The following is a 25,577-nucleotide window of genomic DNA, read 5'->3' on the forward strand; positions in this document are numbered from 1 at the left end:
CGTCCCTTTTCGTCTGCGGGTCACAGTTGTTTCTCGATGGACCCGACCAGTTTTTCGGGTTTGGTCGCCGGCGCGAAGCGTTCGACGACGATACCGTCGCGATTCACCAGGAACTTGGTGAAGTTCCACTTGATCCGCCCGCCGAAGACTCCCGACTTCTGTGTCCGCAGCCATTCGAAGAGAGGGTGGGCGTCGGGTCCGTTCACGTCGACCTTGGCGAACATCGGGAAGGTGACGTCGTAGGTCAGCGAGCAGAAGTTCTTGATCTCTTCTTCGTTGCCGGGCTCCTGATGAGCGAACTGGTCGCACGGAAAGCCGAGTACTCGCAGTCCCTGATCCTGGTAGTCACGATGCAGCGTCTCGAGCCCCTGGTATTGCGGCGTGAAGCCGCACTTCGACGCGGTGTTCACGATGAGAAGGGGGTTGCCCCGGAACGTCGAGAGGTCGACCGGTCGGCCGTCGATCCCGGTCGCGGTGAAGTCATACGCGGAAGTCATGTCGCCACGCTACTTCCGGTCGGCGCACAGCAGCAGGCAATGAACCGGACCCGCGGGCTGCGTCGTGTCAGTCGCCGAATCGCTCCGTGCGGATCCGGGACGGTTCGTGACCGGCGTCGACCATCCACTTCGCAGAGTCCTCGACGAACCGGTTCGGCCCGCAGATGTACACGGTCGGGGAGCGCGAGGGATCCAGTGTGAGTGCCGCCAGTTCCCCGGATTCCAGGCGCCCCGGCGGTCTCGTCGACCCCGCGGGCGCGACACGCGTGTGGATCACGTGGAGATCCATCCGCCGGTGTTCGATGAGCTGCCGGATCTCGTCGCGGTAGTAGACGCGTTCGGGGCTGCGCACCGAGTAGACCAGGTTGAAGGGCGTCAGCGGCGCCTCGACCTCGCGGCTCCGGATCATCGACATGAGTGGCGCGACCCCGGATCCGCCGCCGATGAGTTGCACCGGGCGGTCGTCGCCGGAAGCCCACGTGAAGTACCAGCCGTGCGGGCCGCTGATCTCCAGCGGGTCGCCGACCTCCACCACGTCGACCAGATACGGCGACACCTCCCCGTCGTCGAGACGTTCGACGGTGACCTCGATCGACCGTGTCTCCCGGGCGTCCGACACCGAGTAGGTGCGGGCAGTCGAGTAACCGTCCTCGGCGGTGAGTCGGATGTCGACATGCTGGCCGGGCAGCACGTGGAGAGGCTCGGGGAGTGACAACCGCAGCGTCCGAGCGGACGGGGTGATGTCGACGACGGACGTGACCGTCGTCAGCAGCCAGTCGGTCACGAGTACCGCTGCTCACGCCAGGGGTCGCCGTACATGTGGTACCCGCGCTCCTCCCAGAAACCCGGGGTGTCCTCGGGCATGAACCGAAGGCGCCGAATCCACTTCGCGCTCTTCCAGAAATAGAGGTGGGGCACGAGGAGCCGGGCGGGCCCGCCGTGCTCGGATGCCAGCGGTTCGCCGTCGTAGGTGTCGGCGATCCAGCCCTGTCCGCCGGTCAGGTCGGCGAGCGGAACGTTGGTGGTGTACCCGCCGTAGCAGTGCGCCATGACGTACGGGGCCGGTTCGAACGGCAGTGCACCGAGAAGGGTGTCGAAAGAGACCCCGCGCCAGCGCGTCGCGAACTTCGACCACCTTGTGACGCAATGGATGTCGGTGGTGATCTCATCGTGGGTCAACGCCTGAAACTGTTCCCAGGTGAACGTCGCGGCACGATGTTCGGCGGACTGGACGGCGAGCGACCACTTCTCCAGCGGCACCGATGGTGTGGGCTCGGCCGACAACACCGGGAAGTCGAGGGTCGTGTACTGGCCCGGGGGCAGACGGCGGACATCGCGGTCGCGGCGGCCCACGAAGCCTCGGTTGACGATCGCCATGGTGGCGGAGTCTACGCGCAGGCGTCCCGGGCGGCCGGACGATGAGGTTTGGCCGAGCGCTACCCGTGGGCATTCCGGATGATGGCGATCAGTGAGAACGACACCGTCCGTTGGAACACCTCGCAGGGTGAGACCGAGGGGACCGCGGAGGAGAAGCGCACCAAGGAGTTCACCTTCGAAGGGCAGAAGTTCAAAGCCAGTGAAGACGAACCGTATTGGATCGTGAAGTCGTCGAAGACCGGTGCCAAGGCGGCACACAAGGAGTCATCGCTGTCCAAGAAGTAGGCGCCGCCAGGCCGCGAGACCTCGAATAACCACGGCGAACCGCGTATCGTCGAAAACCGTCGGGGCCGAATCCGTCGCGCACGAAGGGTTGTCCCATGGCCACCGACTCACCCCATCCCATACGAAAAGCCCTGCGCCAGAACGCGTTGGCGTTGCTCTCTGTTCTCGCCGCCCTCCTGGCGACAACGGTGTCCATTTCGTCCGCCTCCGCCGCGCCGACCCCGACGATCGTGCTGGTACACGGAGCCTTCGCGGACTCTACCGGCTGGGATGGCGTCGCGACCCGGCTGTCGTCGAAGGGTTATGCCGTTCAACGGTTCGACAATCTGCTGCGTGGGCCCGCCCACGATTCGGCGCTGCTGGAGAAGAAACTCGCCACGATCGACGGTCCGATCGTGCTGGTCGGTCACTCCTACGGCGGCTTCGTCGTCACCAATGTCGACGACCCAGACGTCAGCGCCAACGTCTACATCGCCGCCTTCGCGCCGGCGCCGGGCGAGTTCGTTCAAGGCTTGCTGAACCCCATCGTCTATCCCGGCAGCCGACTCCTCCCACCGGCGTTGCAGGTCAAGGTGGTCGACGATCCTACGGGCGTGGCCGGGCGGAACGCCGACGGTTACATCGCGAAGCCGTACTTCCGTGAGGTCTTCGCCCAGGACGTGAGCGCCGCGACTGCTGCTGACATGTTCGCGCATCAGAAGTCCGCGGCACTCGTCGCCAATCTCGAACCCTCCGGTCCGGCGTCGTGGACGCGGGTGCCGAGCTGGTACCTGGTGTCGCGACAGGACCGCGTGATCCCGCCTGCGCTCCAGCGCTTCATGGCGTCACGCGCAGCGCCCGGACACACGTCGGAGGTCGACGCCTCCCACGTGTCGATGGTCTCTCACCCGGCCGCGGTGGCCGCGGTGATCGAGAAGGCCGCCACCGCTTAGGGCCGACTCGGTCTCGATTCGGGCCTACCTCACCAGCTGCTGTGCAACGATCAGGGCGATCGTCGATCCTGGAGGTTCGCCATGCCCAGCGGAGTGTTCGACGCCACCGGGACACCTGCCGACCTCGCCGTTGACGTCCGTGGTCTGCGCAAGTCGTTCGGCAGGTTCGAGGCACTGCGAGGGCTCGACCTGACGGTCCGTCGCGGCGAGGTCCACGGTTTTCTGGGCCCCAACGGAGCCGGCAAGTCGACGACGATCCGCGTGCTGCTCGGTCTCTTGCGCGCCGACGCGGGCGAGGTCCGCCTACTGGGCGGCGATCCCTGGCGCGACGTCGTCGAACTCCATCGCCGGCTGGCCTACGTCCCCGGCGACGTCTCCTTGTGGCCGTCGATGACCGGCGGCGAGATGATCGATCTCCTCGGCGCGATGCGCGGTGGACTCGACGAGGAGCGTCGTGCCGATCTCGTCCGACGTTTCGAACTCGACACCACCAAGCGGGGACGCCAGTACTCGAAGGGCAACCGCCAGAAGGTGGCGATCGTCGCTGCGCTGGCATCCGACGTCGAACTGCTGATTCTCGACGAGCCGACCTCGGGCCTGGATCCGTTGATGGAAAGCGTCTTCCAGGACGTGGTCGGCGAGGCGAAATCCCGTGGTACGACGGTCCTGCTGTCGAGCCACATCCTCGCTGAGGCCGAGACCCTCGCCGATCGACTCAGCATCATCCGCGACGGCGCGATCGTCGCCACGGGCACTCTTGCCGACCTTCGCGGCCACACCCGTACGTCGGTCCGTGCCGACCTCGACACCGTCCCCTCCGATGAACAGCTCGCCGAACTTCATGATGTCACCGTCGACGGTCACCGTCTCGGTGCCACAGTCGATTCGGACCGGATCGGCGACGCGATGGCGATGCTGACGTCGTGCGGCCTACGGTCGCTGACCGTCGAGCCGCCGTCGCTGGAGAGCCTGTTCCTCCGGCTCTATGAAGCCGAAGGTGCGATGCCGGGGGAGCGGTGAGATGACCGCCGCCTCGATCGCCGGTACACGACCACTGTTGAAGGCGTCGCTGCACCACGAGGGAAGAACCTTCGCCCCGTGGATCGTGCTACCGACTGCGTTGGCGGTGTCGTCGGTCCTCGTGTACCCGTGGCTGTTTCCCGATGCGCTGGAACGAAAGGCGTTCGCGGCGACGGTCGGGGCCAACCCGGCGCTGGGACTGATCTTCGGTCCCGCCTACGACCTGTCGACGACCGACGGCTTCACCGCGTGGCGCAGCCTCGCCCTCGGTGGGTTCATCGCGGCGCTCGGTGCGATCTTCGTCGTCGTCAAGGCCAGTCGCGGACAAGAGGACTCGGGTCAGGCCGAACTACTGGCATCTGGTGTTCTCGGTAGGTCGTCGCGACTGCTGGTTGCGCTGGTGATGGCGATGATGTGCTCGGTGGCGATCGGCGTCGTGTCCGGCGTGACCACCGGTCTGTGCGGCGGCGCCTGGGGCCCGTCGATGTTGCTCGGTGCCGGATTCACCGTCACCGGTTGGATGTTCGCCGCGGTCGCGGTGGTCAGTGCACAAGTGGGCGCCGATGCCCGTGCGGCGACGACCATTTCGGTGTCACTGCTCGGTGTGCTGTTCATCCTCCGTGGGTTCCTCTACTCGGTCAGCGCACCGACCTGGACGACCTGGGCCAACCCACTCGGCTGGATCCAGGAGACGCGGCCGGCGACCGGCGACCACTGGTGGCCGCTGGGACTCGGGGTCGCATTCGCGGTCGTGGTGGCCGGAGTGGGCTTCGCGCTGCAGGTCTCGCGGGACTTCGGGCAGGGACTGATCCCGCCGAAACCGGGCCCGCGGAGGGGCCGGATCGGATCGCCGACGGCCCTCGCCATCCGACTCAACCGAGCATCCATCGCATCGTGGTCGGTGGCCTTCATCGGACTCGGCGTCGTCTTCGGCTACTTCACCCGATCGGTCAAGAGTCTGCTGGAGACGAATCCGGCGCTGGCGATGGTCTTCGCGTCCGGTGCCGCGTCGCCGGCCGACCTGATTTCGGCGTTCGTCACGACGATCTTGAGCCTGGTCGGGATCATCGCCTCGGTAGCGGGTGTGCAGATCGTCAACCGTGTGCGCACCGAGGAACTCGAGGACCGAACCGAAGCGGTTCTCGCCACATCGGTTGCCCGCGTCCGCTACTTCGCCGCGAGCGTGCTGGTGGCGTTCCTGGCGTCGGGGGTGTTCCTGTTGCTCGCGGGGGTGGTGGTCTGTGTCTTCGCGTCGACCGCCGACATCGGCATCGGCTTCGGGAACGCGCTGCTGCAGGCGGTCGTGACGGTCCCGGCAACGTGGGCGGTCATCGCCTTTGCGGTCGCGGTGATCGGGGCCCGCCCCATGGCCCGGCCGGCGATCTGGCTCGGCGTGCTGGTGTCCTTCGTGATGACTATCCTGGGGCCGAGCTTCAACTGCCCGGCTGGGCACTGGGTTTCAGCCCGTTTCATCACGTTCCGGACGTGGCCGCCACCGGTACGGACTGGTGGGGCCTGTTGTGGATCGGCCTGGTGACCGTCGGGTTCCTGCTGATGGGCTTCGCCGGTTTCCGACGCCGCGACATCCCGTGAGGGGCATTCGGATGCGTATGACGTCGAGCCCGGGTTCCGGGCTCGACGTCATACCGAGATCCGCGTGGTGGCCCCGAAGACAGGTTGCGTTGTGTCTCGGAGACCGGGACACAACGCAACGTGATCAGTTCTGGCCGAGAGCCTCCGCGAGGCGACGCCACTGCTCCCGCGGGAACCCGCGGTGGTCCTTCTGGAGGACCTGGACGCAGACATGGTCGGCACCGGCGGAGCGGTGCTCGTCGATGCGGCCCAGGATCGCCGACTCGTCACCCCAGACGATCAGGGCGTCGAACAACCGATCGCTGACCGTGTCGAGGTCCTCGTCGGTGAAACCGAGGCGGCGGAGGTTGTTGGCGTAGTTCGGCATGGCGAGGTAGCCCGTGAGCCACTTGGTGCCGATCGAACGTGCCTCGTCGCGGTCTGCGGCGAAGATGGCGGTCTGCTCGGGTGCGAGTAGCGGCCCGGCGCCGAGGGTTTCACGTGCGGTCGCGGTGTGGTCCGGTGTCACCAGGTACGGGTGTGCACCGAGTGTGCGGTCTGCGGCGAGTCGGAGCATTTTCGGTCCGAGGGCCGCAAGAACCCGGCTGTCCGCCGGTACCGGCGTCGGCGCGGAATCGAGTCCGTCGAGGAACGCACGGGTCGTGGCCAGCGGCTTCTGGTAGCGACCCGCCTCCTTTGCGTCGATCAGCGGTGCGTGGCTGATACCCAGGCCGAGAAGGAACCGGGGACCGAACTCGTCGGCGAAACTCGCGTGCGCCGCAGCGACATCGTGTGGTTCGTGCATCCACATGTTGAGGATGCCGGTGGCGATCACGGCCTTCTTGGTGGCACCGAGGAGGTTGCGCACCGAGTCGAGAACAGGGCCACCGACGTCGGGGATCCACAGGGCGGTGAAGCCCAACTCGTCGAGCTCGGCTGCGGCTTCCGCGGCCTCCCCGGCGTCTCCATAGCGTAGTGGCGAACTCCAGATTCCAACCCCGTCGAGATTCATGTTCTCGACCCTACCGACGACATCCGGCGTCAGGGTACGAGCACCGGTTCACGCCTTGGTCGATGTTCCCGGTGCCGTCTGGGCCAGGCGGGCGTCGAAAGCGGTGGTCAGCTGTCGGAACACCTTGATACCGACCGCGCCGACGACGATCACGATGATCCCGGCCACCGCGCTCAACTCCTCGGTCAGCAGACCGGCGATGCCGATGGCAAGCACGTAGCCGGGCACCCAGTCGAACAGGTGGAGCATGCTCTGCGGTGTCTCGTCCGTGAGCCATCCTTCGCGCAGGGCAGCGTGGTAGGTGGCGTAGTCGGGGTAGAACTCCGTGAACGAGACGGCGAAGATGATGCCGCCGATCTGGATGATCCAGCCCGTCCAGAAGTTGTTCGAATCGTCGAGCACCAGATCCCCGACGGCACCCGAGATCGCTCCGACCGCGAACCCGACGACCCACGCCCACGTGATGACGTAGTTGATCCGCAGGAACAGCGGACTCGTCCAGAGTTCCTTCTCGGTGGTTTCTCGGGCGTACTGCAGGGTGAACGGCCGGCGCACGATGATCGAGCCGAGGGCGAAGGCGACCAACGCGATGTTGGTCATCTCGCCGCCCCATTGCTCCAGCCAACCGATGACGCCGGCCGAGGCGAACAGAGCGAGACCGGCCATCGCCGCGAAGTAGGCGACGTCGAACAACTCGAGCAGTTTGAAGCTGCTGCCGCGGCGGTGAGTCCCCACGACGAGGAGCAACGACAGGGCCAATGCCGAGGCCGCTGCTTCTTCGAAGCGGCCCGGGCCCGTCACCAGTGCCATCACGATCCATGGCGACATTCCCGCGAAGGGGGAGTTCAGAAAAGCTGTCAGTACACGACGCGCTCCCGACTCCGGCCCGGTTCCCGAAGCCGGTCGGTCAGCCGCCGAGTTCTCCGGCGCGTTCGACATGTCTGAATTGTGGGGCTTTCCTGGTGGTTCCGCACCGATCTGGCGAAATACGTTCGCAAAAAGTGCTGATAGGCGCCTGATCGCGGCGATCCCGGGTCAGACCTGGGGTGCGATCACCACCGCCGAGTTGTGGCCCCCCATGCCCAGGGAGGTCTTCAGTGTGGGGCCCGCATCCAAAGGCGTCAGTCCGTCGAGAAGTTGTGGGATGCCGTCGGAAACACTCGGTGGCGCCGGGATCTCACCCCGGTCGTATCCGAGCAGCGACGCGGCCAGCTCAACCGCACCCGCTGCGCCCTGGCAGTGCCCGGCAAGGGGTTTGACGGAGAAGACCTCACTGTTGGGCAGCATCGTCTCGGCGATGGTCGCCTCGGCGCGGTCACATTGCCGGGTTCCGGGACCATGCGCGTTCAGGTACCGGATCTCGTCCCCGGAGAGACCGGCGGTCGACAGCGCCTGTTCCACACAACCGACGACGTTCGTGAGCTGCGGATCGATCGAGGTGACGTGGTAGGCGTCGTGGGACATGGCCCCGCCCAACACATCTGCGTAACCTTCGGTCTCGCGGTTGGTCATCGTGAAAGCGATGGCCGCTTCGCCGAAGGTGAAGCCCCGGCTGCCTTCCTGGAACGGACGACAGGCGTCGAGTGCGTCGGTATCGGTGATGGCGACGCCGAGTTGGACGAACATGCCGACCACTTCCGGTCTGGCCGACAGATCTGTGGCGACCACCAGGACGTCGTCGACGAGATCGGCGTCAAGCCATGACTTTGCCGTCACGATCGCCGCCGAACCCGATGTGCACATCGCCGACACGTTCATTGCCGGACCGTGAAAGCCGTACTCCTGCATGAGCAGCGACACCGGCGTGGACGGTGTCACCGACAGATACTGCCGGCCGGTGTACTGCCCTGCACCGGAGGTCACCATCGGATACATGTCGAGATCGCCGAGCACGCAGGCGTGCACCAAACCGACCCGCGAACCGGCGCGCCAACCGTGTGCGATCGCGTCCTCGATGGCTTCCCGCGCCGCACTTCGCATTGCGCGGGCGAAGCGGGTGTTCCCGTCGGCCTGGTCGCCGCCCTCCGGCACGCGCACTATCCATCCCGGGCCACCGTCGTCCCCGGAACCGAAGCCCTCGTGCAACGCGGCTGCGGACTTCCCGGAGACCAGGCCGTTCCACAAGGCCTCTCTACCCCAGCCGTATCCGGTCACGGCCCCCACACCCGAAATGGTCGATCGATGATTCGTCATTGGTGAACCCTCTTCATGGATTTTTGAATTGTCGGTAGTTCTGCGAGGTCATCTGACCGAACGCCACCTCAAGAATCCCCCAGAGAGCGGCAATCGACTCATTTCGCGACGGACGGGGTTTCCACTCGACTTTCGCACGACTCTGCGTCGTTTTAGCCCACCCGACACCCCCTTTTTGGGGAACATGGACGGCGGGGTTGGAGCAAGGCCGGGGGGAGGGACTGACGCAGTGCCGGAATCGATGCCTACGGACGGTGGCCACAGTGATCTCGTCGCACCCCATGCCGAGCCCATGACCCGATCCAACGATGCCGCGGTGGCCGAACGCTATCGCCTTCTCCTCGAACTGAGCCCGGACGCGATCGCCGTACACCAGGACGGTGTCATCGTGTACGTGAACTCCGCGGCGCTCGACTTCGCCCGGGTCGCCGACCGGGAGGAGATGCTCGGCCGCCCGATCACCGACTTCGTCCACCCCGACGAACTCCCGCACATGATCGAGCGGATCGTCAGCATGGGCGACGAAGCCGGCGCGGCGACGTATCCGGAGGAAGTCGTGATGGTCGACGCCCATGGCGTGTCGCGTCCGATGGAGGTCACCTCGGTTCGCACCGTCTGGCACGACAAACCGGCGTATCAGGTGATACTGCGCGACATCACCGCGCAAAAGGCCATCGAAGCGGCACTGCGACGTCAGGCGGCGCTGCTCGATCATGTCAGCAACGCTGTGATCGCCGTCGACCGGAACATGACGGTGCGGTCGTGGAATCCCGCGGCGGAGCAGATGTACGGCATCACCGCCGACGACGCCGTGGGTCGCGAGCTGGGTTCGGTCACGGGCGGCAACCTCGACGTCCGGGCCGCGGTGGCCCTGGGCGGCACGGTCGACCAGCTCCACCGCCGCGCGGACAACAACCGGACCTTCCTCGCCCATATCTCGGTCACGTCGATGGACGACGGCTTCCTGATCGTCGCCGAGCCCACCCGCAGACCGCTGATCGAACGCCTGGGCACCATCCTCGCCGCACTCCATCAGGCGGTCGTCGTGGTTCGGGCGGACGGCAGGATCGAACTCGCGAATCCCGCGGCGGCGACCATGCTCGGCCCGCAGGGCGTTCCCGGTTCGTTCGTCCACGATCTGCCGCTCGACTTCGTCGACGGTGAGTCGCCGATCGTCCGCTGCCTGCGGACGCGGACTGCGATCACCGATGCCACGGCGACGATCAACACGCCGGGTGGCGAGCGGTGGTTGTCGTGCAGCTGCCGACCGATCGACGACGACACCACGGAAGCGGTCGTGCTGGTGTCATTCGCCGACATCACCGAGCGCTACCGCGAGCGCACCCGGCTGGCGTGGGACGCGGTCCACGATCCGCTGACCCGGCTGTACAACCGGGCCGGGATCCTCAACGAACTCGAGTCGCACATGGAGGCACTTACCGATCACGACACCGATTGCGTTGCAATATATTACATCGATCTCGACAACTTCAAACTCGTGAACGACTCGCTTGGTCACGCCGTCGGCGACGAGGTCTTGCACACCGTCGCCCAACGACTTGCGGGTGCGACGCCCCGGGAAGGCGCGGTGGGGCGGATCGGCGGAGACGAATTCGTCCTGGTCACCACCCACACGAAGGCGAGCACGCCGGCAGAGATCGACCGCCAGATCGAGTCGATACGAGCCGCGATCAGACCGCCGGTGAGCGTGACCGACCGCAGCGAACCCCTGACGGTGCGCGTGAGCATCGGCGTCGCCACCGTGGCCGCCGGCGACCGCTCCACACCCGCGGACCTCCTGCGGGACGCCGACATCGCCCTGTACCAGGCGCGCAAGGCATCTCGGGAACCATATGTCCAGTTCCGGACGCATCACCGCGAAGAGCTCCAGCGCCGTCAGCGGATCGAAGAAGAACTCCGGCGCGCGCTGGTCTCCGACCCTTCCCAGCTGGAGATCCACTACCAGCCGATCGTCTCCACCGAGAGCGGGCAACTCGTTGCACTCGAGGCCCTCCTGCGATGGAATCATCCCGAACTCGGCTCGATCCCGCCCACCGAGTTCATCCCTCTGGCAGAGCAATCCACGCTCATCGACAAGGTCGGCGCCCATGTCCTCGCCACGGCCTGCGCCGAGGTGGCCGGAACACCACAACTGCGGCAGGTGATGCTGTGCGTCAACGCATCCAGGCGTGAACTCACCAACGAGGAGTTTCTCCACTGTCTCCGCGAGACGTGTGCAAAGACCGGGATGGATCCCCGCTCCCTGTGCCTGGAGATCACCGAGAGCGCACTCGCGCCGCTCGAGAGCGGCCTGCTGAACCTGCTGCACGCCATCCGGGCTCTCGGCATCAGCATCTCGCTCGACGATTTCGGTACCGGCGCTTCCTCACTCAGCGAGCTGTACCGGCTGCCGGTCGGCATCCTGAAGACCGCCAAGGCATTCGTCGACGCCCTCGGGGAGAATCCGAGCGCACGCACGATCCTCGCCGGCATCGTCGACGTCGCCCACGCGATGGGGGTCCGTGTGATCGCCGAGGGAATCGAGACCGCTGACCAGGCAGCCACGATCGCAGCCGTCGGCTGCGACCTCGCGCAGGGATACCACTACGGACGACCGAAACCGCTCGTCGAGATACTGACCGGGACGTCGGTGATCTCGACCACGCCCGGTACCCCGGACGAGTCCTGACCCGGCGATCCAGACCAGATCGATACCGACGCGTGCTCGGATGTGCGCCGCCCGGCCTCACCGCCCGAGTAGATTGAGCGCGAAAACGTCGGAGACGACGACCATGCAACCGGACAGCGAGGTCACGGACATGTCCCAGGATTCGTGCTGCACCACACCGGCGATCGGGGTCAGGTGATGGCCGACCCGCAGCAGCGAGAGATCGCCGAACAACACACCGCAAAGGTCATCGGCGTCACGGTCGCCGCGGCCGTCGGTGGTTTCCTCTTCGGCTTCGACAGTTCGGTGGTCAACGGCGCCGTCGACTCGATCGAATCGAATTTCGGTCTCGGCAAACTGATGACGGGTTTCGCTGTTGCGATCGCGCTGCTCGGTTGCGCGCTCGGCGCCTGGTTCGCCGGGCGACTCGCCGACGTCTGGGGCCGCAAGCGCGTGATGCTGCTCGGCTCGGCGCTGTTCATCATCTCGGCGATCGGTACCGCCTACACACAGACGATCCCGGATCTGCTGCTCTGGCGCGTTCTCGGCGGTATCGGTATCGGCATCGCGTCGGTCATCGCGCCCGCCTACATCTCCGAGATCGCTCCGGCCCGGTACCGCGGCGCACTCGCCTCGATGCAGCAGCTGGCCATCACCACGGGTATCTTCGCGGCACTGCTGTCGGATGCCGTCCTGGCCAACAGCGCCGGCAGCGCGGCGAACACTCTCTGGTGGGGCCTGGAGGCCTGGCGCTGGATGTTCCTCGTCGGCGTGGTCCCCGCCATCGTCTACGGCGTTCTCGCACTGCTGATCCCGGAATCGCCGCGATACCTGGTGGGCCGCAACCGGGACGAGGAAGCCGCTCGCATTCTCCAGACGGTGACCGGAGAGAGCGATCCGCTCGACCGCGTCAAGGAGATCAAACTGACGGTCAAGCGGGAGTCCAAGACCTCGATCAAGGACATCGCCGGCCCGTCGTTCGGGCTTCATCCGCTGGTGTGGGTCGGCATCTGGCTCGCGGTCTTCCAGCAGTTCGTCGGCATCAACGCGATCTTCTACTACTCGACGACGCTCTGGCAGTCGGTCGGCTTCTCCGAGAGCGACTCGTTCAAGACGTCGGTGATCACCGCGGTCATCAACGTGGGCATGACCTTCGTGGCGATCCTGTTCGTCGACCGCATCGGTCGGCGGAAGCTGCTGCTGGCCGGTTCGGTGGGCATGTTCATCGGGCTCCTGATGGCGAGTGTGGCGTTCACCCAACAGATCGGCGAGGGCGAGAACGTGTCGTTGCCCGATCCGTGGGGCGTGATCGCGTTGATCGGCGCCAACCTGTTCGTCGTCGCCTTCGCCGCCACCTGGGGTCCGGTCATGTGGGTGATGTTGGGGGAGATGTTCCCGAACCGGATCCGCGGCGTCGCTCTCGGCGTGTGTACCGCGGTCAACTGGCTGGCCAACTTCACCATCTCGATGCTGTTCCCCCCGATGACCGATTCCGTCGGACTGGGAATCATCTACGGCTTCTTCGCCTTCTGTGCCGCGGCGTCCTTCCTCTACGTCTTCAAGAAGGTCGACGAGACCAAGGGACTGGAACTCGAGGACATGGATTCGGTCGCAGAGTCGCGGTTGTCCCGATTGGCCACCGCCCGCGGAACACACGACAAGGAATGACCAGAGGAGCATCGGCGCATGGTTGACCTTCGAGACCTCGCCGTACCGGTCGTCGGGGCACCGATGGCCGGCGGCCCGACGACGCCCGAGCTGGTGGTCGCCGTCGGCGGTGCCGGCGGACTCGGCCAGTTGGCCGCCGGGTACCTGTCGCCTGAACGCGTCGCGGCCGACATCGCGGCCGTACGCGCCGGCGGCGTCGACACCTTCGGCGTCAACATCTTCGTTCCCGAAGCCGAGCCGGTGGATCGGGACGCCGTGGCCCGTTACCGCGAGCGGTTGCTCGACTACGCCATGTCGCTCGGCGTGGAGTTACCCGCCGTCGAGGATCTCGGGGATGACGACGACCACTTCGACGCCAAGATCGCGTTGATGTGCGAAGAGCGAATCCCGGTCGTCTCCTTCGCCTTCGGCTGCCCACCGGCGGATGCGGTCGCCGAACTACGACGACACGGTTGCACCGTCGGGGTCACGGTCACCACCACAGACGATGCGGTCATCGCCGCGGAGGCCGGGGCCGACTGGCTCTGCGTGCAGGGACCCGACGCAGGCGGACATCGCTCGGTGTTCGACCGCCGGACCGAACCGCCCACCCAGCCACTCGACGACCTCCTGGAGGCGGTGCGTACTCGCGTCGCACTTCCGCTGGTGGCGGCCGGGGGAGTCGCGACCCGCGATCGAGCCGACCGGCTGCGGTCATCCGGGGCGGCCGCCGTTCAGGTGGGCACCCTTCTGCTGCGTACCCGGGAGGCCGGCACGAAACCCGCTCACGCCGATGCCCTGGCCGATCCGGCGCGCACCGAGACGGTGGTGACCCGCGCGTTCAGCGGACGTCCCGCGCGGGCGCTGCGCAACCGCTTCACCGACGAGTTCTCCGAGGCCGCGGTCGCCGAGTATCCGGCGGTCAACAAGCTCACGGGAGGCATCCGACGCGCCGCCGCCACCGATCCAGACGGCATCAACCTGTGGGCCGGGACCGGTTTCCGCGAGGCGGTCGTCGAGTCCGCGACGGATACGATCCGTCGTCTCGGCTGATTGATGTCGCGGCCTTCGCCGCGTCTCGGCGCCTAGACTCGGGGGCACGACCCGAGGGGACGCCATGACCGTGCAGGAGATGCAGCAGTCGGCGGAACCGGACACCGCGAGTCCATCCGACCGGCCGCGATCGACGACGCCACGATCCGATCTCTAGGACGCTCGATGGCCCGTCGTACAGGCACGAAGCCCGCCGATCCCCCTTCTCGGGAGATCGCGGAGGATCTGAGCGCAGCCGGTTTCACCGACGCCCGGGTCACGGGACGCGGCGGCTTCGGCGTCGTCTACCAGTGCCACCAGCCTTCGCTCGACCGGGAAGTGGCGGTCAAGGTGCTGCGGACCGGTGGCGATGAGACCGACCGGGTGCGGTTCCTCCGCGAACAGCAGGCGATGGGGCGCCTGGCCGGGCACCCGAACATCGTCCACATCCTCGAGGCCGGCGTGACGCGGTCGGGATTCCCGTTCATCGTCATGCCTTTTCACGTCCGAGGATCACTCGACACCCGTCTCCGGCGGCAGGGTCGCTGCGATGTCGCCGACGTCATCGACCTGGGCATCAAGATGGCCGGGGCGTTGGAGACCTCACATCGTGCCAGCGTCCTGCACCGCGATCTGAAACCGTCGAACATCCTGCTGACCGAGTACGGGCAACCACAGCTGACGGACTTCGGCATCGCCCGCCTCGCGGATCGGGACGACACCAGCCGTGGTCTGGTCCTCGGAACCCCCGCCTACACCGCACCGGAGGTCCTGCGCGGCGACTCGCCGTCGGTGGCCTCGGACGTGTACGGGCTCGGCGCCACTCTGTACGCCGCGCTCGCCGGGCGACCGGCGTTCGGACGCCGCAAGAACGAGGACCTCGTCGCCCAGCTCCTGCGGATCACCACCGACGAACTCCCGGACCTGCGGGCGCAGGGTGTTCCGGAGCCGGTGTGGACGGTGATCGCGCGGTCGGTGTCGCGGACGCCGGCGGATCGCTATGCGACCGCACTCGAGTTCGGCGAGGCACTGCGGCCGGCCGGCCTCGAACTCGGCCTCCCTGTCGCCGACGTGCCCGTTCCGCTTCTCACCGACCTCGACGGCCCCACGCGCATCGACACGGACTCGTCGATGGACACGTCGGGGTACCTCCACCTCGGCAGCCCGGGCAGTGGGTCGGAGTCCGGGCGCCCACCCGTCGTCGCCACCAGATACCGGCCGCCGGTCCTGGCCCACGCCACGGTTCCGCGCACGCGGTTGCTCGAGCGACTCGCCACCGACAACCGAGCCCGTCTGATCCTGATCCACGGACCCGCCGGTTACGGCAAAACGGTTCTGGCCATCCAGTACGTCCAGGCGGCCGAGGCCTCCGGGGGTAAGACCGCCTGGTTGGCGATCGACGAGGACGACAACACCCCCGCCTGGTTCCTGTCCCACCTCGTCGATGCCATCAGCGTGACGTTGCCGGGCCTCGGTACCGAGCTCACCCGGACGTTGGAGGAGTACGGCGAGGGGGCCGAGCGGTACGTGTTGACCACGTTGATCAATCGCGCCCACACGACCGACGAGCACATCCGCGTCGTGCTCGACGACTGGCATCGGATCACCAACCCGGAGAGCCGGGCGATCGCACTTGTTCCTCATCGACAACGGTTGCCATCACCTGCAACTGGTCGTCACCAGCCGTACCCGCCTGAATCTGCCACTCAGCCGCCTCCGCGTGAAGAATGAACTGATCGAAATCGACGCCACCGCTTTGCGTTTCGACATGGACGAGTCGCGTGAGCTGCTCATCGGCGGCACCGGGTTGTCGATCGACGACACCGATGTCGCCGAACTCGAGGAGACCACCGACGGGTGGGTGGCCGCCCTGCAGCTGGCGTCGTTGGCGCTGCGCGAGCATTCCGATCCGCGGTCGGCGATCCGACAGTTCTCGGCGAACCACCGGGAACTCGGCGACTATCTGGCCGAGAACGTCCTCGACAGTCTCGACCCCGATCTGCTCGACTTCCTGCTGGCGACGTCGGTGGCGGAACGGATCTGCGCGTCCCTCGCGACCGCGTTGACCGGTCGACGACGCGCGCAGAGCGTGCTCGAGGAGATCGAGGAACGCGACCTGTTCCTCACCCGGCTCGACCCCGAAGGACAGTGGTTCCGCTTTCACCATCTGTTCGCCGACTTCCTGCGTCGCCGACTCGAGAAGCAGGAACCCGACCGCTGCGACGAGCTCCATCGGCGTGCCGCCACGTGGTTCGCCGACCGGCGCATGTTCAGCGCGGCCGTCGATCACCACCTCGCCGCAGGCGACGACTCCGACGCGATCGACCTGGTCGAACGCGAGGGCTACGACATGCTCGAGCAGTCCAAGATGATCACCGTGCTCGGCCTTGCCACGAAACTCCCGCTCACGACGCGCCGGACGCGGCCCGATCTGCAACTGGTGATCGCCTGGGCGCACGCGCTGCTGCACCACCGGGCGCCGGCGAACACGGCGCTGGCCTACATCGACGCCGCACTCCCGGCCGGGTCCGAGTCCGACAGCGATGTCGCCGACATCCGTGCGGAGACGGCCCTCATCCGTGCCGCGATGACCGTTCTCGACGACCAGCTCGACGGCCTCGACGAGGCGGTCGAGGCGTGTGTCGTTCGTGCCGACAATCTCCGCCCGTGGGTCCTGTCCGGTGTCGCCGCGATCGCGTCGTTCCGTGAGGTGCAGCGTTTCGCCTACGACGAGGCTCGGGACTGGCAGCGCTGGGCGCGGCCGCACCATCGGCGGACGAACGGGCCGTTCAGCGTCATCTACGGGTACATCCTCAACGGCGTGGCATCGCGGGAACAGCTCGATTTCGATGCGGCCGAGGCAGCGTTCCGCCACGCGATGAGCCTCGCCCGCGCGTCTGACGAGGACCGGTCCTACGGGTCGCGCCTCAGTGGCGCGTTGCTGGGGGAGTTACTGTACGAAAAGGGTCAGATCGCCGAGGCTGTGCGGCTCCTCGACGACACCTACAACCTGGGCGCGGAAGGCGGCATCGTGGAGATCATGCTCGCCACCCATGTCGTCGGAGCACGTGCGAAACATGCTCTCGGGCAGAATGATCAGGCCGCTGAACGCCTGGACACCGGGGAGCGGCTGGCGCAGGCACTGCACCTGCCGCGAATGGCGGCGCACATCACCGCCGAACGTCTCCGCTCGGGAATCGGCGCGTCGGCCCTGACCGTGGAGTCGTTCCCCGCCGCGATGCCACACGACCTATCCGACGGCATCGTCCAGGTCACCGCCGAGAAGACCGAGGAAGCGGCCATCCGGGCGCTACTGGCCGTCGGCGACGATGACGCCCACCACGAGGCGTGCCGTCGCGCACGCGCCCTCACCGCATCGATCGACGAGCAAGCCCGACCGCGAGCGGCGCTCAACGCCCAGCTGTTGCTGACCGAATGCGTCGCCGCGAACGGGGCGAACGCCGAGGCGGAGGAACTGCTGCTCCCGATTCTCGACCGGTGCGCTCGGCTGGGTCTGGTGCAGCCCGTGCTCGACGCGGGATACGCAGTCCGACAACTTGTCCGGAGACTCGGCACCACCGGCCGTGGGGAGGTCGATCCCGCGGTGGTCCCGTTCCTGGACAGGTTGTCCTCGACGCCGCGCGGCGAGTGACGGCGGCGAGGTCAGTGCCGGTCGAGCTGGTTCAACGTTGCGACGACCTCGGCGTAGTCCCCACGGGACTCGGCGTGACGGAGAAACTTGACCCGTTCCACCTGGATCTCGGTGGCGTCCGGCTGCAAATCGATCAGCTCGACCACCTCGGTCACGAAATCGTCGAGGGGCATGGCGAATTCGCTGTCCCGCTGTCCCGGCATCAGGTCGGTGCGGACCGCCGGCGGTACGAGTTCGACAACCTCGACCGACGTTCCGTCGAGTTGCAGACGGAGAGACTCGCTGAGCATGTGGATGGCCGCCTTGGTGGCGTTGTAGGTCGGCGTCACCCGGAGCGGGGTGAAGGCCAGACCCGACGACACGGTCATGATCGTTGCGTGCGGACGTGTCTGCAGGTGCTCGATGAATGCCCCGATCAAGCGGATCGGTCCGAGGAGGTTGGTGGTGACGGTCGCCTCGGCGGTCGCGAGGAATCCGGCAGGCGAGGTCCAGTCCTCGGTGCGCATGATGCCGGCCATCGTGACGAGTACGTTCAGATCGGGATGGTCGGCGATCACCGATGCGGCTGCGGCGTCGATGCTGTCGGGGTCGGTGGTGTCGATGGCGACGGTGTGGATGTCGGGATGTTCGGTGCGGATCTGTTCGAGGAGTTCGGTACGCCGACCACCGACGATGACGGTGTTGCCCTTCTGCTGACAACGGAGCGCCAGTGCGAGGCCGATCCCGCTGGTGGCGCCTGGGATGAAGATGGTGTTTCCGGTGATGTGCATGCACTCAGTGTTCGCCCGGGTCCGCGGGACATCCAGAGAGCCGCCATCGGGGGATCGGCGACCCCTGGCTGAGGCGTCGGCGTGCGAGCGATACTGCACAAGTGGATCGTGATGCGCTCGCCGGCTTCCTCGTCAGCCGGCGCAACAGCCTCCAGCCGTCGGATGTCGGCCTGGTGACCGGTGCGCGCCGCCGGACCGCCGGCCTGCGACGTGAAGAGGTCGCACAGCTCGCGACGATGTCCACCGACTACTACACCCGACTCGAACAGAAGCGCGGACCGCAACCGAGTACGCAGATGCTGGCGGCATTGGCCCGTGCACTGCGGCTGACGCCGGATGAACGCGACTACCTGTACCGCGTCGCCGGGCACAGTGCTCCCGATCGCGTCGTCGGCTCGGACTACATCGCACCCGGTCTCCTGCGGGTTCTGGACCGACTCACCGGCACCCCCGCGCTCATCCTGTCCGCACTGGGGGAGACGCTGGTCCAGAACGATTCCGCGCGAGCGCTGTTCGGCGACGTCAGCCATCTGACCGGCTTCGAGCGCAGCGCCATCTATCGGTGGTTCACCCGCCCCGACGAGGAGCGACGCCGCTACCCGGAAGACGACCATGATCGCCAGAGCCGCGCCCAGGTCGCGTCACTGCGAGCCGCCTACGGTGTCATGGGCGCACGATCCCGTGCCGGCGAGATGGTGCGCGAATTATGCCGTCGGAGTGAGGAGTTCGCCTCCCTGTGGGACACCCATCTGGTCAGCCGACGGTTCGAGGACCACAAGACTCTCGTCCATCCCGAGCTGGGACCCATCGAGGTCGACTGTCAGGCACTGTTCACCGAGGACGAGACCCAGGTCCTGCTCGTTCTCACCGCGGCTCCGCGAACCGACGCCGCTGCCAAGATCGAGCTGCTCAACGTCCTGGGCACGCAGCAGATGAACCCGAGTCGCGAATGACGCTCAGCGAGAGTCGGGCTCGACGTTGTTGATCCGCCGCCCGATCGCCGACACCTGTCGTAGTTGGGTGCGGGTCAGACGGTCGACGACGAGCCGACGCACGTTGGCGACATAACCCGGCGCAGTGGCCACCACCTTCTCCCATCCCGCCTCGGTCAGCACGGCATTGGTGAAGCGTCCGTCCTCCGGACATTGGTAGCGGCGAACCCATTTCCGCTTCTCCAGCCGGCTCACCACATGGGAGAGCCGCGAGAGGGAACCGTAGGACATCTCGGCGAGCACACTCATCCGCAGGGTGCGATCGGGCGCCTCGGAAAGCGCTGCGAGGACCTCGTATTCGAAGTGGGTGAGCTGAGCGTCGCGGAGCAGTTGGGCGTCGAGAGCGTGGGGGAGCCGGGCCAGCGCCGTGGCCACCTGGATCCAGGCGTCCATCTCCTCGTCGTCGAGCCACTCGGGCTCCTGCTCTTCGGACACCCGGGCAGTCTATCGGATCGATTGACTTGAAGCGTCACTTGACTCTTCAACTCAACCCACCTAGGTTCGTCAATTGACACGTCAAGTCAACCCTCTCGAGTTCAAGGCGGTTTCCATGTCCAATCCCATCGTCCGCAGCGTGGGAATCCTCCTCGCACGCATCGCCATCGGCGTCGTGTTCCTGGCCCACGGCCTGCAGAAGTTCCAACAGAACGGCTGGACCGGACCGAAGGCCGGATTCGAGATGATGGACGTTCCGCTGCCTGCCGTCTCCGCGTTCCTGGTCACCTGGCTCGAGATTCTCGGCGGCATCGCACTGATCGTCGGCGCGCTCACCCCGATCGTCGCGATCCTCTTCGTCATCGACATGCTGGGCGCGCTGTTCATCACCCACATCGACAACGGCCTATGGGCGTCGGACGGCGGCTACGAGTTCGTGCTGACCCTCGGCGCCGGCGCACTCCTCCTCGCCGTCGTGGGCGCAGGCCGGTTCAGCGTGGATGCGATCCTCGGCACCAGGCTGCCCTGGCTCGCCGTGGACGGAAACCGTCCGGCAACTCCCGTCGGTGCCGCCAACTGACCGGACACGCAACCGGTTTCGGACCCGCAGCAATGCTGCGGGTCCGTTCTGTACCGGAGTAGATTCACGCGCAGTGCCCATCTCACCGAAGGACCCCCATTGCCCTGGATCCTCCTTCTCGGCGCGATAGCGTCCGAGGTCGCCGCCACGTTGTCCCTCAAGGGTTCTGAATCGCTTCCAGCCCTCTACGTCGTCGTGGTCGTCGGTTATGCGACGGCATTCCTGCTGCTGGCCGCAGTTCTCAAGCGGGGGATGGGGATCGGCGTCGCCTACGGCGTGTGGTCGGCGACCGGCGTCGCCCTGACAGCTGTACTTGCGTCGCTGATCTTCGACGAGGCGTTCAGTCCCGTCATGGCGGTGGGGATCGTGTGCATCATGATCGGCGTGGTGCTTGTCGAGTCGGGGTCCTCGTCCCACGCACCTGTCGCGACATTGATCGACGAGGCCTGAACGTGGGGTACGTCTTCGTCATCCTCGCAATCGTCGCGGAGGTCGGCGCCACCCTGGCACTCCGCGTGGCCACCAACGGGCGGCCGCGGTTCTACGGGATCGTCGTGACCGGCTATCTCGCCGCATTCGCCGCGCTGACGGTGGCGCTCCGGCAGGGTGTTCCCCTCGGCGTCGCCTACGGGATCTGGGCGGCGACCGGCGTCGCAGCGACGGCCGTCGCGGCTCATTTCCTGTTCCGGGAGCGGCTCACCCCGAGGATGCTGGCCGGCATCGGCGTGATCGTCGTGGGGGTGCTGCTGGTGGAGCTGGGAGCGGTGCATTGAGACTCCCCGGAGTCGGTCGATCGACCAGCTCACCCGGCGCTCTGTACCATGTCTGAATCGACATGTCTCGGTAATCCGTGATTTTGCTCATTTGCTCCTGTGCTTATCCTGAGGAGCGTGACCCCCACAGTAGGTAGTTCCGTGCCATCGGGACGTATTCGCAACACCGCGTTCGCATCGAAGGTGATGTCCGCCGACGACGCCGTGAAGTACATCCAGCCCGACGACACCGTGGCGATCAGCGGTTTTGCCAGTGCCGGAACACCAAAGGTCATGATCCCGGCGCTTGCCGAGAAGATCAGAGGCGCCCGGGCGACCGGCTCGAATTTCACGATCAACCTGCTGACGGGCGCTTCGGTCTCCACCGAGACCGAGCGCCTCCTCACCGAGGTCGACGGCATCGCGCTGCGAATGCCGTACCAGTCGGAGAGCACCGCCCGTAAGCGCATCAACGACGGCCGGATGGACTACGTCGACATCCACCTGTCCCACGTGGCGCAGCAGGTCTGGGTGGGCTACTACGGCCAGGTCGACGTCGCCGTCGTCGAGGTTTCCGGGATCACCGAATCGGGGGAGCTGATTCCGGCCGCGTCCATCGGCAACAACAAGACCTGGCTCGACGTCGCCAAGAAGGTGATCCTCGAGGTCAACTCGTGGATCCCTGAGGCCGTCGAGGGCATGCACGACATCTACTACGGCACCGCGTTGCCGCCGGACCGCAAGCCGATCCCGCTGACCCGTGTCCAGGACCGGATCGGGCAGCCGACGTTCCGGATCGACCCGGCGAAGGTCGTGGCGGTGGTGGAGACCAACTGCCGCGACAGCGCCAGCCCGGTGACGCCGCCCGACGCGATCAGCGAGGCCATCGCCGGTCACGTCCTCGAGTTCTTCGATTACGAGGTTCGCAACGGCCGGCTGCCCGCCGACACTCTGCTGCCGCTGCAGGCGGGCATCGGCAACGTCGCCAACGCCGTTCTCGGCGGTCTGGACCGCGGCCCCTACAAGGGGCTGACGTGCTACTCGGAGGTCATCCAGGACAGCATGTTGCGGCTGATCAAGGACGGGACCGTGGCACACGCGTCGTCGACCGCTCTGGCGCTCAGCGAGTCCGGCATCGAGGAGTTGACGGCCAACGTCGACTTCTACCGGAACCACATCACCCTGCGTCCGCAGGAGATCAGCAACCATCCCGAGGTCGTCCGGCGTCTTGGTGTGATCGCGATGAACGGCATGCTCGAGGCCGACATCTACGGCAACGTGAACTCCACGCACGTGATGGGCACCAAGATCATGAACGGCATCGGCGGTTCGGGCGACTTCGCACGCAACGGCTACGTGTCGTTGTTCATGAGCCCGTCCACCGCGAAGGGCGGTGCCATCTCGTCGATCGTCCCGATGACGCCCCACGTCGACCACACCGAACACGACTGCCAGGTGATCGTCACCGAGCAGGGACTCGCGGACCTGCGTGGCATCTCACCCCGGCGCCGCGCCCGCGAGATCATCGAGAAGTGTGCGCACCCGGAGTTCCGGCCGATGCTGAACGACTATTTCACCCGCGCCGACGCGATGCCCTCGGCCGGCCAGACCCCGCACATCCTCGGTGAGGCGTTCAGCTTCCATCAGCGGTTCATGGACACCGGCTCGATGCGCTGAGCCGTCTAGCGCGGTTCGTCGTCGCCCGGACCGTCCGAGGTGCTCTCGCCGTTCGTCCGGTCGTCACGAGGGTTGTCGAAGGTCACGTCGATCTCCTGGAACCCCTTGTTCCGCTGCGCCCGCACCTGCGCCGCATACGCGGCTTCGTCACCCTTGGTGAGGATGACGTTGTCGGTGAACGGCGTCAGCAGGGACCGCGGATACAGGTGGTCCACGCGCACGGCGTTCGCTTCGAGGCAGACGACCAGCACGATCGTGGTCACGTAGAGGAATGCGAGCAGGCCGAGGACGATCGCGAAGACACCGTTCGTCGAGCTCGCATTGGCGATGACGCGCTCGACGTACACCGCGCCGAAGGTCTGGATGACCTGCCAGCAGATCCCCGCCGCGAGCGCACCGGGGAGTACGTCGCGCACGGACAGGTCACGTGCGGTGCCGAACCGGAACGCCACGATGAACACGCACGTGCTCAGCACCACGGAGCCGAGGATCGCGAACCACCGCCCGGCGACACCTAGCTCGAAGCTCGCGGCGATGCCGTTGACGACGGTCAGTCCGATGACGGCGAGGCCGACCGTGGACAAGAGCACCAACCCCCGCAGTCGCACGAAGATCGGGTCCGGTCGTTCGTTACGGGGCACGGCCCAGATGGTGTTCATCGCATTCTGAGCCGCGACAGCGACGCCCAGGCCGCCGTACAGCGAGACGAGCACACTGATGATGAGTGCCGGGACACCCCCGCTGAGCTTTTCCGGCTCACCGAGTTGGCTCCCGATCACCGGGATCTGACTCATCGCCGAGTCGAGGATGCGCTCCTGCAGCGCCGGATTGTCGGCGAGCACGATGCCCAGGATCGTCGAGAACAGCAGCAGTAGCGGGAACAGCGAGATGAACGCGTAGTAGGTACACAGGGCTGCCAGATAGGCGCCTTGGTCGTCGACAAACTTGTAGATCACCGCGAGCGGGAAACCGGTCGCCGGGTGTCGTCGCTGGAAGTCGTCGATCCGTTCCGACAGCGACACCCGCTCACCTTCTGCTCGTCGTCCAGCCGGTCTCACCGGCACCGCCCGGGCGGCGGGTGCGCTGACTGTATCCCGGCCGACAGCCGATCAGCCGTAGCCCGGTCCGGTCCGTGCCGCGCTGAATTCGATCTGTGCCTCAGTGAAACGGGTTCGCGGCCGGTACACCGAGGGTGCGCAGCGGCCAGCCGAGCCGCCAGTACGCCAGCCCGACGATCCCGCGGGGAAAGAAGCGGTGCGTGGTGGTGACCTCGGTGCGAGCAGGATCGCCACCGAGGTCGCGGAGCGCGTACTCGACGAACCCGTTGCCACGCGAGTCCTCGCACACCTGGACGCGGAGGAACTCCGGCTGCTTCTCCGCGATCACGCGTCCTCGCCGCTCGAGGGACTCCCAGACTTCGTCGGGCGTGCCGTCCTCGACGGTCGTGGACGTGGTCTCGAACACTTCCTCGCCGGCCCAGTCCGGGTCGGTCGGGATGGGTTCGGCCGCCGGGGTGTCCGCGGTCGCGTTCGCCCATGTCGCGGCTCGCGAGCCGCGTTCGGCACGGCTCAGCGTCTCGGCGACCGCCCGGCTGTAGGGCGTCAGGCCGCCCGGCGGGCGGGGGATGATCGAGTCGATGTCACGGTTCCGGCACACGGCGTCGCACTCCAGCGACTCGATCAGCGGTCGCGCGATCTTGCCCCGGATGGGGGTCACCAGGCGGACCCACCGGCTTGCCACCGATGGAGTGAGGAACGGGAGAACGACCATCGTGCGGGGACGCAGACCGGCGACTCGCGCGTAGACCTGCATCATGTCGCCGTACTCGAGGACGTCCGGACCACCGATGTCCCAGGTCCGGGACTCCGGGACCTCCGCGGTGGCGGCCTCGACGAGGTAGTGCAGCGCGTCGGCGACGGCGATGGGCTGGATCTTGTTGCTCACCCAGCGCGGCGTCGTCATCGCTGGGAGGCGCTCGGTGAGGTGGCGGATGAGTTCGAATGATGCAGATCCGGACCCGATGAGCGTTCCCGCCTGAAGTGCGACGGTCTCGATCGACGAGTCGATGAGGATGTCGCCGACCTCGGCTCGCGATGCCAGGTGTTCGGACAGTTCGGTGCCCTCAGGATGGAGGCCGCCGAGATAGACGATCCGCGATACGCCGCACGCCTGGGCAGCCGCCACCACGTTCTCCGCGGAGCGTCGTTCCTCGGCCGCGAAGTCGGCGTCGTTGCTCATCGAGTGCACGAGGTGGTAGACGACGTCGACGCCACGGAAGGCAGAGATCAGCGAATCCCGGTCCGAGAGATCACCTTTCGCGACCTCGGCGCGCGAGTCCGACGTCCATGGCGCGTCGGACAGCTTCGACGGTGTCCGCGCCAGCGCACGGACGCGATGTCCGCGTTCGAGCAGCCGGGGTGCCAGGCGGCCTCCCACATAGCCGGTGGCTCCGGTGACCAGGCAGGTTCGCGCTTCGTTCACATG

The 25,577-nt window shown here is 66.6% G+C and carries 23 protein-coding genes and 1 pseudogene; 14 read left to right on the plus strand and 10 right to left on the minus strand.

Annotated elements, in window-relative coordinates; translation table 11 throughout:
- Positions 1-20: 20 nt before the first annotated feature.
- The 3 genes from M1L58_RS16470 to M1L58_RS16480 all read right to left on the minus strand — a co-directional run bounded on the left by M1L58_RS16470 (position 21) and on the right by M1L58_RS16480 (position 1,874).
- Complete coding sequence (locus M1L58_RS16470; RefSeq protein WP_248659712.1) at positions 21-497, minus strand: glutathione peroxidase; 477 nt, start codon at positions 495-497, stop codon at positions 21-23.
- A 67-nt stretch (positions 498-564) separates the two neighbouring features.
- Complete coding sequence (locus M1L58_RS16475; protein ID WP_248659713.1) at positions 565-1,281, minus strand: ferredoxin reductase; 717 nt, start codon at positions 1,279-1,281, stop codon at positions 565-567.
- Positions 1,278-1,874, minus strand: a complete 597-nt coding sequence (locus tag M1L58_RS16480) for a sulfite oxidase-like oxidoreductase (protein WP_248659714.1) — start codon at positions 1,872-1,874, stop codon at positions 1,278-1,280. Before M1L58_RS16480 ends, M1L58_RS16475 begins: the two co-directional genes overlap by 4 nt.
- An 81-nt stretch (positions 1,875-1,955) precedes the next feature.
- Between M1L58_RS16480 and M1L58_RS16485 the strand changes: the two genes are divergently transcribed.
- The 4 genes and pseudogenes from M1L58_RS16485 (at position 1,956) to M1L58_RS16500 (ending at position 5,704) form a co-directional block, all read left to right on the plus strand.
- A complete protein-coding gene (locus M1L58_RS16485) occupies positions 1,956-2,159 on the plus strand; it encodes a DUF2945 domain-containing protein (RefSeq protein ID WP_248659759.1) in 204 nt (67 codons plus the stop codon).
- 95 nt (positions 2,160-2,254) lie between these two features.
- Entirely contained in the window at positions 2,255-3,091 is an 837-nt protein-coding gene (locus M1L58_RS16490) for an alpha/beta fold hydrolase (protein WP_248659715.1), read from the plus strand.
- 81 nt (positions 3,092-3,172) lie between these two features.
- Positions 3,173-4,111, plus strand: a complete 939-nt coding sequence (locus M1L58_RS16495; protein ID WP_248659716.1) for an ABC transporter ATP-binding protein — start codon at positions 3,173-3,175, stop codon at positions 4,109-4,111.
- Between the two features lies 1 nt (position 4,112).
- Positions 4,113-5,704, plus strand: a pseudogene (locus M1L58_RS16500) (ABC transporter permease).
- Between the two features lie 124 nt (positions 5,705-5,828).
- Here the strand turns inward: M1L58_RS16500 and M1L58_RS16505 are convergent.
- The 3 genes from M1L58_RS16505 to M1L58_RS16515 form a co-directional block, all read right to left on the minus strand.
- Entirely contained in the window at positions 5,829-6,695 is an 867-nt protein-coding gene (locus tag M1L58_RS16505) for an LLM class F420-dependent oxidoreductase (RefSeq protein WP_248659717.1), read from the minus strand.
- A gap of 48 nt (positions 6,696-6,743) precedes the next feature.
- Positions 6,744-7,634 (minus strand): hypothetical protein, encoded by an 891-nt coding sequence (locus M1L58_RS16510; protein ID WP_248659718.1) that lies wholly within the window; start codon positions 7,632-7,634, stop codon positions 6,744-6,746.
- A gap of 96 nt (positions 7,635-7,730) precedes the next feature.
- Positions 7,731-8,888 carry a beta-ketoacyl synthase N-terminal-like domain-containing protein gene (locus M1L58_RS16515; RefSeq protein WP_248659719.1) on the minus strand — a complete coding sequence of 386 codons (1,158 nt, stop codon included), beginning with the start codon at positions 8,886-8,888 and terminating at the stop codon, positions 7,731-7,733.
- A gap of 292 nt (positions 8,889-9,180) precedes the next feature.
- On the opposite strand from M1L58_RS16515, the gene M1L58_RS16520 reads away from it, so the two are divergent.
- The 5 genes from M1L58_RS16520 (at position 9,181) to M1L58_RS23515 (ending at position 17,887) form a co-directional block, all read left to right on the plus strand.
- Positions 9,181-11,577, plus strand: coding sequence for a sensor domain-containing protein (locus M1L58_RS16520; RefSeq protein ID WP_248659720.1), 2,397 nt, complete (start codon positions 9,181-9,183; stop codon positions 11,575-11,577).
- 177 nt (positions 11,578-11,754) lie between these two features.
- Positions 11,755-13,224, plus strand: a complete 1,470-nt coding sequence (locus tag M1L58_RS16525) for a sugar porter family MFS transporter (RefSeq protein ID WP_248659760.1) — start codon at positions 11,755-11,757, stop codon at positions 13,222-13,224.
- Between the two features lie 18 nt (positions 13,225-13,242).
- On the plus strand, positions 13,243-14,256 hold the full coding sequence (locus M1L58_RS16530) for a nitronate monooxygenase (protein ID WP_248659721.1): 1,014 nt from the start codon (positions 13,243-13,245) through the stop codon (positions 14,254-14,256).
- 165 nt (positions 14,257-14,421) lie between these two features.
- A complete protein-coding gene (locus M1L58_RS16535; protein WP_248659722.1) occupies positions 14,422-15,966 on the plus strand; it encodes a serine/threonine-protein kinase in 1,545 nt (514 codons plus the stop codon).
- A complete protein-coding gene (locus M1L58_RS23515) occupies positions 15,956-17,887 on the plus strand; it encodes a hypothetical protein (RefSeq protein WP_248659723.1) in 1,932 nt (643 codons plus the stop codon). The genes M1L58_RS16535 and M1L58_RS23515 overlap by 11 nt, the downstream gene beginning before the upstream one ends.
- An 11-nt stretch (positions 17,888-17,898) precedes the next feature.
- Here the strand turns inward: M1L58_RS23515 and M1L58_RS16545 are convergent, their stop codons facing one another.
- Positions 17,899-18,657, minus strand: coding sequence for an SDR family oxidoreductase (locus M1L58_RS16545; protein ID WP_248659724.1), 759 nt, complete (start codon positions 18,655-18,657; stop codon positions 17,899-17,901).
- Positions 18,658-18,758: 101 nt separating this feature from the next.
- Here M1L58_RS16545 and M1L58_RS16550 point away from each other — a divergent pair, with 101 nt between their 5' ends.
- Positions 18,759-19,610 (plus strand): helix-turn-helix transcriptional regulator, encoded by an 852-nt coding sequence (locus M1L58_RS16550; protein ID WP_248659725.1) that lies wholly within the window; start codon positions 18,759-18,761, stop codon positions 19,608-19,610.
- 3 nt (positions 19,611-19,613) lie between these two features.
- On the opposite strand, the gene M1L58_RS16555 is transcribed toward M1L58_RS16550, so the two are convergent.
- Positions 19,614-20,084, minus strand: a complete 471-nt coding sequence (locus M1L58_RS16555; RefSeq protein ID WP_006864871.1) for a MarR family winged helix-turn-helix transcriptional regulator — start codon at positions 20,082-20,084, stop codon at positions 19,614-19,616.
- 115 nt (positions 20,085-20,199) lie between these two features.
- Between M1L58_RS16555 and M1L58_RS16560 the strand changes: the two genes are divergently transcribed.
- From M1L58_RS16560 to M1L58_RS16575, 4 genes are all read left to right on the plus strand, one after another.
- Complete coding sequence (locus M1L58_RS16560) at positions 20,200-20,664, plus strand: DoxX family protein (RefSeq protein WP_006864872.1); 465 nt, start codon at positions 20,200-20,202, stop codon at positions 20,662-20,664.
- 99 nt (positions 20,665-20,763) lie between these two features.
- The gene (locus tag M1L58_RS16565; protein WP_154881693.1) at positions 20,764-21,114 is read left to right on the plus strand and encodes a DMT family transporter; all 351 of its coding nucleotides are present in this window, start codon (positions 20,764-20,766) and stop codon (positions 21,112-21,114) included.
- A gap of 2 nt (positions 21,115-21,116) precedes the next feature.
- The gene (locus tag M1L58_RS16570; protein WP_006864874.1) at positions 21,117-21,437 is read left to right on the plus strand and encodes a DMT family transporter; all 321 of its coding nucleotides are present in this window, start codon (positions 21,117-21,119) and stop codon (positions 21,435-21,437) included.
- Between the two features lie 141 nt (positions 21,438-21,578).
- Entirely contained in the window at positions 21,579-23,093 is a 1,515-nt protein-coding gene (locus tag M1L58_RS16575; protein WP_248659761.1) for an acetyl-CoA hydrolase/transferase family protein, read from the plus strand.
- Between the two features lie 5 nt (positions 23,094-23,098).
- On the opposite strand, the gene M1L58_RS16580 is transcribed toward M1L58_RS16575, so the two are convergent.
- Together M1L58_RS16580 and M1L58_RS16585 are read right to left on the minus strand one after the other, a co-directional pair.
- On the minus strand, positions 23,099-24,115 hold the full coding sequence (locus tag M1L58_RS16580) for a YihY/virulence factor BrkB family protein (protein ID WP_248659726.1): 1,017 nt from the start codon (positions 24,113-24,115) through the stop codon (positions 23,099-23,101).
- 136 nt (positions 24,116-24,251) lie between these two features.
- Positions 24,252-25,574: an NAD(P)H-binding protein gene (locus M1L58_RS16585; protein ID WP_248659727.1), complete on the minus strand. Its 1,323-nt coding sequence runs from the start codon at positions 25,572-25,574 to the stop codon at positions 24,252-24,254.
- Positions 25,575-25,577: the final 3 nt, after the last annotated feature.

The organism is Gordonia sp. C13 (assembly GCF_023218005.1).
GTDB lineage: Bacteria > Actinomycetota > Actinomycetes > Mycobacteriales > Mycobacteriaceae > Gordonia > Gordonia namibiensis.